Below are 13,497 nucleotides of genomic sequence, written 5' to 3'. Positions count from 1 at the left end.
ACTTGTTCCGCTTATTTCAAAGCAAAACAGCGGTCTAAGCTATTTAACTAAGGCCTGTTCCAGGCCAATATTTAATATATTTTTAGCTGCGTTGATATCCCTATCGTGATGCATATTACACTTCGTACAAGTCCAATGACGTATATTTAACGCTTTTTTACCGCTATCATATCCGCAATTGGAACATTTTTGTGACGTCTTGTACGGATTAATCGCTACAAATGTCTTATCATACATTTCGCACTTTGCCTCTAGGATTGTTCTAAACATCCGCCAGGATTGGCCAGCGATCGAACGAGCTAATTGATGATTTTTCATCATATTAGTCGTCTTTAAGTCCTCTAGTACGATAACGTCATAACTTTTAACCATATCGGTTGTGATTTTATGAATGTAATCCTTACGGATGTTCTTGATACGTTGATGAATACGGGCCACCTGGCGCTTGGCTTGCTGGTAGTTTTTCGCATCCACTAAAGCTATACCGTTCTTTTTGGCTTGTAAACGTCTACGGGCCATTCGCTTTTCCCAATAATGTAATTGTTTTTTATAAGACAAATGTAGTCGTTGACTTTGATATTTTTGACCATCAGACGTAATAGCTAAATCACTTACACCTAAATCGACACCGACTACATTCCCTGTTTTGGGCATTGCTTGATTATCGCTTGTGACCAAAAGAGAGAGATAGTAGTCGCCACTAGGTGTATATTTAACGGTGACAGATTTTATGCGTTCATTCTCAATGTGAAGCACACTTGACTTACATTTTACCCAACCTAACTTGGGTAATTTAATATACCGTTGATTATCATTGAAACGAATGTTGTTGCCACGTATGGTACTTAAATACGACTGTTTGGTGTTCTTCTTTGATTTGAATTTTGGGTATTTTGAATAACCTTTAAAAAACCGAACAAAAGTTTCGGATAAGCGTTTAACACTACATTGAACAGCTACGCTATCAACTTCACGCAACCAGGGATATTCCTTCTTCATTTGCGGAATAAGAGCGGATAATGCATTATAAGACAGCATCTGAAGGTCAGGATTGTTTTCATACCGCGCATTCAACATGGCCAACATTTCGTTCCAGATGAACCGGGTATGACCAAAGGTCATATGAATTAACTGACGCTGTTTTTCGTTAGGATAGATCTTACACTCAATTCCTTGATACATGTTTTCACCCCTTGTTTTTATAGATATATTATACCATACATATGACACTTGTTTATAGCGATATCAATTGTTATAATGTAAATAAAGAGGTGTTTACGTATGATGGTAAAAACAAGGACAAATGTCTATGATTTTAATTTCCATTTGGTTTGGGTAACAAAGTATCGTAAAGAAATATTTACAACCATTGAAAAACAAAACGCCATGCAAGATATGTTGACCCACATTTGTGATGAACACGATATTGTCATCCAATCGCTGCAAGTTATGCCTGACCATATCCATATGTTGATTTCGTTCAACCCAAAACATGCTGCAAGTAGTATCGTCAAGACACTTAAAGGGAAATCTGCCCGTCTATGGTTCAAAGCTTATCCAGAAACAAAGGCAATGTTATGGGGTGGCCATTTATGGACACCTAGTTATTTCATGTCAACAGTAGGTAGTATGTCTAAAGAAACTGTTAAAAAATATATTGAAAATCAATTAACAGAATACAATGACAGTCGCCCTAGAACTTGATTCATCCATGTAGTGAATTACACGGTTTTCTCAAGGGGCGACTTTAAATAAAATTCATTAAAAGACTTCCCAAGAATCATGCTAATAGAATTTTAACTGCCATCAGTTTATTACCTTTAGGCGATGTAAAAAAACTAAAAGGCTATAATGGTTTTAGACTACGTATTGGCGATTACCGGGTCATTTTCACCCACACTCATACTAACGGTAATATTCACATTATCGATATCAATAATCGAGGCGATATTTACAAAAACATATAATAATTATCGTCGCTAAATAGCGTTAAACTAACAATTTGTATTTTTGCCCTCGCAAATCTTGTCCATTTATCATCATTCATAAAATAGCGTGGACTAGAAAGTTACCAATCATTTGGTTTCCTTCTAGCCCACGCTATTCGTTTTATATTCATTTAGTCCCTTAAGCCAAAGCTATAAACCAATGCCACGATGGTGACAAAAATACCTAATAACATAGGAAAGGCTAAGGTTAATTGTTTTTCACCAAAGACATAGACGCCTAAAATGACTATTTGGACGAATATACTGGTGAACAAAAGACTTTTAATAATTCTTAAAAAATCTTGTTGGTCTTGTGGATCAAATTTCATCGACTTAATGCCCTCTTTCTTTTTGGCGTAAATTCTCGCCATCTAATCTGACTTCGTGTGATAAGAATTTCACCCGCTCCATAATTCGTGCTGCCTTAATATTCTCCGTTGCATCACGGGTTTCTTGTAAATGGTAGACTAATTCATCCATTGAGAAATTGGACGTAAAGAAAGTCGGTAATTTCTCTTTCATACGGTATTCTAAGATGACACTTAACACATCATCGCGTAACCAAGCTGAATTACTTTCTGCACCAATATCATCTAACATTAAGATTTGGGGTTTCTTGACATCATCAATAATCGATTGCACCTGATTGGAGGTAATTGCTTCTTTAATCTCAGTCGCAAAGGTTGGATAATGTAACATCATCACTTTAATGCCTAGACGGGCTAATTCATTCCCTAATGCCCCTAAAATAAATGTCTTCCCTATCCCGAAAGGTCCGGCAATATATAAACCTTGGGCTTGATAAGGATTTTCTTTATATTGTCTCACAAACGAAACCACTTCAGACATTAACTGTTTTCTCGAAGCAGAATCCAAGTTTACATCATCAATCTTAGCATCACGCACATCCCGACTCATCATACGGTTATCAATGTATGAGCGCATTTTGCGTTCTTCTTGCATCCGTAAAAATTCAGGTGTTGGTTGATAAGCGATGTCAATATAATTTTGATTGATAAATAAGATGGGGGTATAACCTGGGTTTTTCCCCGGCTTACCTGCTTGATAAGCATCATATTCTAAGACAAACTCATTCAGTTTGGAAAGCGAATTTTGAATCATTTCTTGAGACACGGACTCATTATGTAAATGAACAAACTCTTGTACCGCTGGATGATTTAAAATATGACTCACTGTTTTTTTATATGTTTCATTAAAATGCGGTTCGTTTAAGAAGTTTTTTAATATTTCTTGAATGGTTTTCATTATTCATCCCGTCCTCTCTCAAATATTTGACCTAATTGACTACGTAAATCAACTTCCGATGGTTGTTCAACCGCTGGCGTATCGGTCGGCTGAGTATCCGATTGATTTTTTTGACTTTCTTGATTCTGTTGTGCCCAATAAGGCTGGCGCTCCGTTTTCTTTTGACGTTGATAGCTTTGATATGATTTATTATGATTTTGACGGTTTTCATATTGTTTTTGCTTCATCATACGATCTTTGGCTTTTTGATGAACAAAGGTCATTGCTTTCGCCACTGTGGTTAGCTGTTCTTGTTGCCATAAGTTAGCAATCCGTTCACTTTCACCTTTTTGAAAATCAGCACGATTCTCAATCATTAATAAATAATAGACTAAGAATGTTTGCACACTCTTTGGTAACTGCGAGCGCATCGCAATATTATGAACATACTGGATCTCATTACTAGAGACAAAACCATTTTTTGATTGCTTAATTTGTGTTAACAATACTTCGGGTGATACTTCTTCACACAGAGCCATGATTTCTAAATCAGCTTCTGAAAAATGAGGATACTGCTCTTTTAATGTTTGGATGGTCGTTTTTTTAACAATCTCTTTTGTTGGCTGTGACGAAGCGGGTGGAACATTGGTTGTTTGATGTTTATTCTTTTCGCTCATCCGTTGAGCAGCTAATTTTAACTCTTGATATTGAATAGCCGGTAACTCACTATCATAGCTTTCTAATAATAACTGACTAATCTGTTCTTCATCAAAGCCATATACTTTATGAATCGCCAATGTTTCTTGCTTTACCCTTGGCCCTAAAACTTGATGATCAATCCCCGCCCTAATTAATTTGCGCATTACTTGCATATAGTCAAAATCATCCACCACCGAGATAGAGGGTGGCTTTTGATCATGGTGTTGCAGATTATAACCATTTTTAGCTTCATAAGCTTGCGCTTGATAATCATTATGGATTGGCGTCATGATCGTTTCAAAGGAGACGGTCACTTCTTCGTATTCAGCCATTTCGATAGGAGCAACTTCCCATTGGCGCACTACTTCAAAAAATTCCACATCGCCTAATTGATTGATCAAGGCGTTACTTAATAAAGGATTGTCTAAAAAGTCTTTAATTAATAATGGGTATTGCATATCATAGAGCAACGTAGGATATAAAATCCCTTCACCCGTTTGTTTAAAGGTCTCAATTAAGCCGACTGCTTCTAAATGGAGGCGCGCATCATCGATTTTCCCTAACGAACCCGCGATATAAGGAAATAAACTCGAATGAACTTTTTGCGTTGAAATCTTTTGTTCATTGACCGGCTGTTGGAATAATAATAAATAAAAATTGACGGCATCCATCCCGATAATCGGTTGATACAATTGCACTAGGCTTTGCATTTGGATGGCCGACAGGGCTCCTTTATGTCTCACGATAAAGGGTTGGATTGGACTTTTTAATTCACTCATCGCTCTCTTGCACTTCACTTCGTGATTTCATCATGCTTTCCAATTCTTTCATAAACATTTCGCGTGATTGAAATTGACGGTAAACACTCGCAAAACGGATGTAACTGACTTCATCTAATTCTAACAGACGAGGCATCACATATTCACCGATTTGTTCGCTTGGAATCTCCGTGTCAGTATAATTACGGATATCATTTTCGACATCGGAGGCTAAACGTTCCATTTGTTCTCTCGTTATCGGACGTTTTTCTGCGGAACGAATAATCCCTCTTAATAATTTTTCGCGGCTAAATTCTTCACGAGTCCCATCCCGTTTGACTACAAGTAAAGGGGTGCGTTCCACTCGTTCATAAGTATTAAAACGGTACCCACAATTTAAACACTCACGACGACGGCGAATCGAAGTATCATCATCGACAGAACGTGAATCAATGACTTTTGTTTGTGAACTTTGACATTTTGGACATAGCATAAAAAGCGCTCCTCCTTTCTAAACACTGTTAGTTATTCCTATTGTAGCATATCTATACCGGCATTGACACTCTGAAAACCTCAGTTAGTTTCATGATAGTATGATGCGGTAGTGAAAGTTTTATGAGTTAAAAAATTGATTCTTAGACGCTTAGATTCAATAGATAGAGGTCATCTAACACTACCAATATTAAAAATAAATATTCAGTCAAAATATCATATTGCCTTCTGTTCGTCATCTAACGCAACAAATATTAAATATAAATATTGCCAAACTGGTCTGGTTGTCTAAATAACACTCCAATCAAATGGAAAAAAGCAAATAAGCTAGGCACAAAAGTCCATGAAAAGGCTAAATATAATAATCCTTGAACCCATTTGCCAGCGATAAATTTATGAACACCCAAGCCACCTAAAAAGAAAACTACTAAGAAATAAGTCCATTTACCAATCGCTTTACCATAAGGTGGGTACGGTGCTTGTTGATAGGGGTTCACCGGTTGTCCATATTGATTATATGTTTGATAGTGATTCATCTGTTGATAATAGCGTTTATTTCTGCGCTCATCTCTTCTTGACAAGATGAATAACACCACGAAAACAAATATTAAAAATAAAAAGTCCATCTTTTTTCTCCTTTTTGTCATGACAAGCACTGCACTTTGTTTGAATTTTGTGCTGTTAATCCTGTAATTTTCGTATAACTAAACTCATAAAATTGAGTTCGTATTTTAGCTTATTGATACCTATAACCTGTAGTTTCGATGTTGTGCTAGTTGTATTTAATCTATGTTGCGACGGTATGATAGTAATCCTCTTAAACCTTAAGTGCAACATTGTGGTAATAGTAATAACAAACCTCAATTGCGATATTAAGCCAGTAGTCTTAATAAACCTTAGTGGCGGAGCTATTACAATAGTCTTAACTATCCTCAGTTGAGACGGTGTGATAATTGCAGTATAAAGGTCGCTGTTTCGCCATAACGTTACTATTATGATTGGACCACCCATTACCTGATTATAATTCTTCTAATAACTGATCTATTTGACGGTATAAAGTGTCTAAGTCACCTTCATTATTAATGACGACGTCGGCTTTTTCCTTTTTAGCTTCTAAGGACCATTGGCTATTAATCCGTTGGTTGGCTTCTTGCTCTGTTAAGTGATTGCGATCCATTAGGCGTTGCAATTGGGTCATACGATTGACATAAACTAACCAAACTCGATCGACTTTTTGGTCATAACCTACTTCATACAACAATGGCACATCCACAAAGACAATCTCTGTTTCAGCTTTGGCGATTTGTTGGTCCATCCAATCCATAATCAAAGGATGTAACAAATGATTGAGTTGGTCGCGTTTTGCTTCATCCTTAAAAATAACACTGCCTAATAATTCCCGGTCTAATTGACCGTCACTTTTGACCATTTGGTGGCCGAAAGCATCAATCACTTTATCAATCCCAAGACTCATCGGTGCGACTACTGCTCGTGCCGCTTCGTCAGCATCAACGACCGTGTAGCCTTTTTGTCGCAGGTAATGCGAAACAGTTGATTTTCCGGTCGCAATACCACCGGTAATCCCAATTTTTTTCACCTCTATAACCCCTCCATTCTAGTTAAGGCTCTGATTAAATTCTAAGCCTCTTTAATGCATGCTACTGGCTGACAATGGCTACAAAAATGTGTCCCGCGGCCGGCAAATTGGATTTTACTGATTAATTGACCACAGCGTGGACACGGTTCTTCAGGTCGTCCATAAACTTGCAATTGTTCTTGATAGGTACCGGCTTCTCCTAATGAGTTTAAATACGTTCTCACGCTTGAACCACCGGCTTTGATGGCTGCCGCCATAATGTTTAAAATCGCATCATATAATTGTGCCACTTCTTGATCTGTTAAGCTGTTGGCTGGTCTAGTAGGATGGATTTTTGCTTCAAAGAGCACTTCGTCAGCATAAATATTACCCAACCCCGCCACGACTCTTTGATCTAAAAGTAATGGTTTGATTGGCTTTTTCAATTGACTTAATTGTGTTTTAAAAGTCGACAAATGGAATTGTTCCGCATTCGGTTCTGGCCCTAATTTACGTGCTAAGAAATAATCTTGTACGGCTTCAGGTGCGACTAATTCCATGCGACCAAATTTTCTTACATCGTGATAATGTAGTTGGCTACCATCATTAAAAAGAAAACGAACATGAGTATGCTTATCTTTAGTAGTCGGCACTTCATCAGCTGGGTAAAAATGGTATTTCCCTTCCATACGTAAATGTGAAATCATCGCCCAATCATCAAAGCGGAAAATTAAAAATTTTGCTCGTCTTTCAACCGTATTGATTTGTTGACCTTTTAAATGCTCAATCCAGTCTGATAAAGGTTGTTCGGTCACGATAATTCGATCCCAATCAATCACAATGTCCTGGATGACTTTCCCTTGCACCAAGTGAATTAGCCCTTGACGGACACTCTCGACTTCTGGTAATTCTGGCATCTTAAAACTCCTTTAGTAAAACCGCTCATTAAAGTCTTTATTTATGCTAAGCGGTACCCTCATATAATAATTTGATTCTATCAAAGGTTATTACTGTTATCAATGTTTCACCTGCATTTCCTTGATGTTACGGTCTATTTGATTTCAATATTTAGTAGCAATCACTATTTACCTTGTAGAAATTATGCTTCGTAGACAGATAGCCTTTTACATTGATTCAGCTAATTATCACGATGAGGCCGATTCATCGTGTAAATTGTAATGATACTTTAAGCCTTATTTTCTTCTATAAACCATAAAAGACAAGACCCATAATCAGTCTTGTCCATCATCTCTTTTATTTTAATTCATACCAGTTTTCACCTTGATTGGCTTCCACTTTTAATGGCACTGCTAATTCAACAGCCCCTTCCATTACTTCTGGCACTAACTCCGCTAGTCGTGCCATTTCTTCTGCTGGCGCTTCTAAAATTAACTCATCGTGCACTTGTAATAATAATTTGGCTTGTAAGTTTTCTTTCGTGATGGCCTCATCTAGGCGAATCATTGCGATTTTTATAATATCAGCAGCCGAACCTTGAATCGGTGAGTTCATCGCGGTTCTTTCAGCAAATGAGCGGATATTAAAGTTGGAAGAATGTATATCCGGTAAATAACGACGACGGTTAAACAAGGTCGTAACATAGCCATCTTCCTTGGCTTGTTTGACAATCTCTTTCATATACTCGGCTACCCCTGGATATTTATCAAAGTAGGTGTCGATAAATGTTTTCGCTTCTTTACGCGTGATGTTTAAGTTTTGTGATAAACCATAATCACTAATACCATAGACAATTCCAAAGTTAACAGCTTTCGCTTGGCGACGGTGATTGCTGGTAATCGGTTCATCTTCTGGTAAACCAAAGACACGGCGAGCGGTCGCTGAGTGGATGTCTTCATCATCGATAAAGGCTTGACGCATGTGCTCATCTTCTGAAATATGGGCTAACACGCGTAACTCAATTTGTGAATAATCCGCTCCCAATAATTGCCATCCTTCATGACTTGGTACGAAGGCTTTGCGGATTTTACGCCCTTCTTCTAAGCGAATAGGAATGTTTTGTAAGTTAGGATCGGTACTACTTAAACGACCGGTTTGGGTCAGTGTTTGGACAAAACGCGTATGGATTTTGCCGTCTTCTTTAATAAAGCGTGGTAAGCCCGCTAAATAAGTCCCTTGCAATTTCGCAATTTGGCGATAATCCAAAATCTTCTCGACAATTGGATGCTGGTATTTTAATTTTTCTAACACATCTGCTGCCGTACTGTAACCGGTCTTAGTCTTTTTAATCACGGGTAAGCCTAGTTCATCAAATAAAATTTCACCTAATTGTTTGGGTGAATTGACATTAAATTCACGGCCCGCTAACTCATGGATTTCTTTTTCCATATCGGCCATGCGTTCTAATAATAAAGTATTCATCTCGTCTAAGACTGCCGCATCGACTTTAACCCCTTCAATTTCCATCTTCGCTAAGACAACAGCCAATGGCATTTCCATGGTCAAGAAAAGTTCGGTAGCCGCTACAGCTTCTAATTTTGCTAAAAGCGGGTCTTTGACTTGTTCATACGCTTCGACTTTATTGGCTACATGTTGGTTGACAATTTCAGCGTCTTCTGGGACGGCTAATTTAGCACCTTTGCCATAAATACTTTCATCAAGTTGCACCGTTACCGGTAAGCCTAAAAAGCTTTGAATGGCTTCAATATGTTGGTCTTGGCTTTGTTCCGCTAAATAAGTCGCAATCGAGACATCAAAGGTCACATGTTGTAAAGAGGCTCCAAAACGGGCTGCAATCACCATATCTTTTTTGGTATCATAGGAAACTTTTTCAGTTAACTCCTTGGCTAACCATTCTTTAAACAAGGCTGAATCAAAAGCTGTTTTTGCTTCCGTGACAAAGACTTGATGGGATACTAAATCTGACCAAGTGACTTTGACCACATCTGCAAAATGATAGTTTTCTTCAATCGTTTCAAAGTGAATCGCTGTTTGATCAGGTAAATGCTCTTCTTTAATCACTTCTAAGTAAATCACTTCATAATCGGATTCCATCACTTCTGACGCATCGCTAATTACTTCTTCACTGCCTAAAGCTGATAGGAAGCTATTAAATTCCATTTGACGATAAAACTCTGTTAAAGCGTCGATATTTTTCTCATTCATCGTAATATCGTCCACTGAAATGTCAATCGGTGCTTCTAATAAAATACGCGCCAAGTCTTTACTCATGCGGGCATTTGCTTCATCGTTAATAATGTTTTCTTTCATTTTAGAAGGTTTTAACTCATCTAAACGTTCATACATCGCTTCAACCGTTCCAAATTGATGTAATAATTTTAGTGCCGTCTTTTCACCAATACGGGTGATACCAGGATAATTATCGGATGAATCGCCCATCAAGCCCTTCATATCGATAATTTGTTCAGGGGTAATATCATACTTTTCACGAATTACGGCAGGGGTATACGGTTCTAGATCACTCACCCCACGGCGTGTAACATAAACTGTCGTATTCTCATTAGCTAATTGGATTAAGTCTTTATCTCCTGAAATCACCACGACTTGATCGTCCTTATCTGCTTGATTGGATAAAGTTCCAATAATATCATCTGCTTCATAACCTAAGACATCATAGTGTTTAATGCCATAAGCATCCAGTAAAACTCTAAAATAAGGCATTTGCTCTTTAAATTCACTCGGTGTCTTTTGACGTCCACCTTTGTATTCTGCATATTTTTCAGTACGGAATGTCCGCTCACTTTTATCAAACGCTACTAATACATGGGTGGGTTCAAATTGTTGTAACACATTATCTAACATGCGATTAAAACTATATAAAGCATTAGTATGCAATCCTGAACGATTTTTAAAGCGTTCCAAATCTAAAATCGAATAGAATGCACGAAATGCTAAACTACTTCCGTCTATTAAGACAATTTTTCGTTGGGCCATAATAATCTCCTTCTTGATTTTCTCTTCTCCATTATAACAAATTGTCCTTTATTACACATCTTTAATGTTAAAGACGAGCATTTTCTTTTTTTAATCGGTGTCAACCCTTTCTGCCATTGCAATTATTTTCTTTTTTTATTCGAAAAAAAATAAAAGCAAGCTGTATTAATCGTGAAAACCAGACGATAGACCGACGTCGCTATGAAATTATCAAAGATTACTCAAATTTAGTATAAATTATTTTCATAAAAGAATGATATTAATAAAGGAAAACTGTTTATATATTGTGAAAAAGAAAACCAACTTCACAAACTTATAAATGAAAATTATTTGTAAAACCCTATCAAAGTGGTACAGATAAAAACTTTTTATAGTAACTGTTCCATCGTTTTGAAACAGAATTATTGTATTATCAGTGTTTAAAGACGGTTTTGGCCTTGACGGACTGTGTTATTTTCCGATACAATGTAAGTGTAAAAACATTGTGAATCAATTTTCAAAAAAACAGGAGGAAAAAGAAATGACAGAAACAATGACAAAAGCATGGGAAGGTTTTAAAGGGACTGCTTGGCGTGAGAATACTGACGTTGGTCAATTTATTTTAGATAACTACACAGAATATACTGGCGACGAATCTTTCTTAGCTGAAGCAACAGAAGCAACTCAAAAATTAAACAAGACTTTCGAAGATTTATTAGCTTATGAAGTTGAACATGGCGTAGTCGATATGGAAGAAAAAATTGTTTCAACTGTATTAGCATACCCTGCTTCATACATCGACAAAGACTTAGAAAAAATCGTTGGTTTACAAACTGATAAACCATTAAAACAAGGCTTAAACCCATTCGGTGGCGTTCGTATGGCGAAACAAGCATTAGAAGCTTATGGCTACTCATTAGATCCAGAAGTTGAAATGCAATTTACAGAATGGATCCAAACACATAACCAAGGTGTATTCGACGTTTATGATGCTGACATCCGTGCTGCTCGTTCAAACAAAATCATCACTGGTCTTCCAGATGCTTATGGACGTGGACGTATCATCGGTGACTACCGTCGTGTGGCATTATACGGTACTGACTTCTTGAAAAAAGAAAAATACAGTGACTGGGTTGCTATGGAACGCGAAATGTATACTGAAGAAGAAATGCAATTACGTGAAGAAATTTCTAAACAATATCGTGCTTTAGAAGAAATTGCTCAATTAGGTGACATGTATGGATTTGACTTACGTCAACCTGCAAAAACAGCTCAAGAAGCTATTCAATGGACTTACTTAGCCTTCTTAGCTGGTGCAAAACAAACTAACGGTGCTGCTACTTCTTTAGGTCGTATGGACGCATTCTTCGATATTTATATCGAACGTGACTTACAAGCTGGCTTGATTACTGAACAAGAAGCTCAAGAATTAGTTGACCACTTCGTAATGAAATTACGTATGATTCGTTTCGCACGTACACCAGACTTCAACGAAGTATTCTCAGGTATGCCAACTTGGGTTACCTTATCAATCGCTGGTATGAACAATGATGGCCGTTCATTAGTTAACAAAACATCATTCCGTGCATTACACACATTATATACAATGGGTGAATCACCAGAACCAAACTTAACGATTTTCTATAACGAAAAATTACCACGTGCTTACCGTGAATATTGTGCAAAAGTGTCAATTGATACTTCAGCTATCCAATATGAAAACGACGAAGTAATGGCTAATGTAATGCATTCAACAGATGCTGCTATTGCATGTTGTGTGTCCCCTTCAGTTATGGGTAAAGAACATCAATACTTCGGAGCTCGTTTCTCTGGACCTAAAGCCTTATTATATGCTGTATCAGGTGGGGTTGATGAAAAAACTCGTAAAACTGTTATTAAAGGTTTAGAACCAATTAAAGGTGACTACTTAGAATATGACGAGTTAATGGAAAAATTAGATAAAGTTATGGACTGGACCACTAAAGTTTATGTTCGTGCATTAAACATTATCCACCGTCAACATGACCGTTATGCTTATGAATCAACTCAAATGGCGTTATTAGATTCACATCCACACCGCTACTTTGCAACAGGTATTGCTGGTTTAGCATTAGTTGGGGATATGTTATCAGCTGTTAAATACTCTAAAGTACGTATTGTTCGTGACGAAGATGGATTCCCAGTTGATTATGTTGTTGAAGGTGAACAATTCCCTACATTCGGTAACAATGACGACCGTGTTGACTCATTAGTAACTGGATTCTTACATGACTTTATGGAACGTTTACGTAAATTACCTACTTACCGTAATGCTGAAATTACCACTTCAATCTTAACCATCACTTCTAACATCGTGTATGGTAAAGCATTAGGTAATGTATTTACAGGTTCTAACCCTGAAGTAGTTGGTTACCGTGAACCATGGACACCAATTGCGCCAGGTGCTAACCCACAATATAACTCTGTTAAATCAGGAGCTTTAGCTGCTTTATCATCAGTTGCTAAAATTCCATTCGAAGATGCTCGTGACGGAAGCTCATATACATTTGCTATCCATCCAAAAGCATTAGGACGTGACGATGCTGACCGTAAATCTAACTTAGCAACTATGTTAGACGGTTACTTCAAAAAAGGTGGACACCACTTAAACGTTAACGTATTAAACCGTGAGAAATTAATTGATATCTTACAACACCCTGAAGAAAACCCACACGCTGTATTACGTGTATCAGGTTATGCTTTATACTTAAACAAAGCAACTCAAGATCAAATCAATGATATCTTACAACGTGTAATCCACAACCAATTCTAATTTGTTTAATAAATCCTAAGCAGCGAAGACCAAGCC

The 13,497-nt window shown here is 37.3% G+C and carries 11 protein-coding genes; 2 read left to right on the top strand and 9 right to left on the bottom strand.

Going from position 1 to position 13,497, the window contains the following annotated elements:
- Window positions 1-39 precede the first annotated feature (39 nt).
- Window positions 40-1,182 carry an RNA-guided endonuclease TnpB family protein gene (locus CYJ72_RS09275; RefSeq protein ID WP_284629520.1) on the bottom strand — a complete coding sequence of 381 codons (1,143 nt, stop codon included), beginning with the start codon at window positions 1,180-1,182 and terminating at the stop codon, window positions 40-42.
- A gap of 81 nt (window positions 1,183-1,263) precedes the next feature.
- Here CYJ72_RS09275 and tnpA point away from each other — a divergent pair, with 81 nt between their 5' ends.
- Window positions 1,264-1,704 carry an IS200/IS605 family transposase gene (gene tnpA, locus CYJ72_RS09270; protein ID WP_431606509.1) on the top strand — a complete coding sequence of 147 codons (441 nt, stop codon included), beginning with the start codon at window positions 1,264-1,266 and terminating at the stop codon, window positions 1,702-1,704.
- Between the two features lie 415 nt (window positions 1,705-2,119).
- Here tnpA and CYJ72_RS09265 read toward each other — a convergent pair whose 3' ends face one another.
- The 8 genes from CYJ72_RS09265 to polA form a co-directional block, all read right to left on the bottom strand.
- Window positions 2,120-2,317 carry a hypothetical protein gene (locus CYJ72_RS09265; RefSeq protein WP_066125998.1) on the bottom strand — a complete coding sequence of 66 codons (198 nt, stop codon included), beginning with the start codon at window positions 2,315-2,317 and terminating at the stop codon, window positions 2,120-2,122.
- A gap of 4 nt (window positions 2,318-2,321) precedes the next feature.
- On the bottom strand, window positions 2,322-3,254 hold the full coding sequence (gene dnaI / locus CYJ72_RS09260; RefSeq protein WP_284629516.1) for a primosomal protein DnaI: 933 nt from the start codon (window positions 3,252-3,254) through the stop codon (window positions 2,322-2,324).
- Entirely contained in the window at window positions 3,254-4,711 is a 1,458-nt protein-coding gene (locus CYJ72_RS09255) for a DnaD domain protein (protein WP_284629514.1), read from the bottom strand. Before CYJ72_RS09255 ends, dnaI begins: the two co-directional genes overlap by 1 nt.
- Window positions 4,704-5,183, bottom strand: a complete 480-nt coding sequence (gene nrdR, locus CYJ72_RS09250; RefSeq protein ID WP_284629511.1) for a transcriptional regulator NrdR — start codon at window positions 5,181-5,183, stop codon at window positions 4,704-4,706. Before nrdR ends, CYJ72_RS09255 begins: the two co-directional genes overlap by 8 nt.
- Before the next feature lie 253 nt (window positions 5,184-5,436).
- A complete protein-coding gene (locus tag CYJ72_RS09245) occupies window positions 5,437-5,808 on the bottom strand; it encodes a TM2 domain-containing protein (RefSeq protein WP_284629509.1) in 372 nt (123 codons plus the stop codon).
- A 392-nt stretch (window positions 5,809-6,200) separates the two neighbouring features.
- Entirely contained in the window at window positions 6,201-6,779 is a 579-nt protein-coding gene (gene coaE, locus CYJ72_RS09240; protein ID WP_101813564.1) for a dephospho-CoA kinase, read from the bottom strand.
- A 41-nt stretch (window positions 6,780-6,820) separates the two neighbouring features.
- Window positions 6,821-7,675: a DNA-formamidopyrimidine glycosylase gene (gene mutM / locus CYJ72_RS09235; protein ID WP_101813565.1), complete on the bottom strand. Its 855-nt coding sequence runs from the start codon at window positions 7,673-7,675 to the stop codon at window positions 6,821-6,823.
- A 337-nt stretch (window positions 7,676-8,012) separates the two neighbouring features.
- Window positions 8,013-10,670, bottom strand: coding sequence for a DNA polymerase I (gene polA / locus CYJ72_RS09230; protein ID WP_101813566.1), 2,658 nt, complete (start codon window positions 10,668-10,670; stop codon window positions 8,013-8,015).
- Window positions 10,671-11,190: 520 nt separating this feature from the next.
- Between polA and pflB the strand changes: the two genes are divergently transcribed.
- On the top strand, window positions 11,191-13,461 hold the full coding sequence (pflB, locus tag CYJ72_RS09225; protein WP_066125983.1) for a formate C-acetyltransferase: 2,271 nt from the start codon (window positions 11,191-11,193) through the stop codon (window positions 13,459-13,461).
- Window positions 13,462-13,497: the final 36 nt, after the last annotated feature.

The sequence above is a fragment of the Globicatella sanguinis genome (assembly GCF_002847845.2).
GTDB classification, from domain to species: Bacteria; Bacillota; Bacilli; order Lactobacillales; family Aerococcaceae; genus Globicatella; species Globicatella sanguinis.
This window is presented reverse-complemented; position numbering and strand designations above follow the sequence as displayed.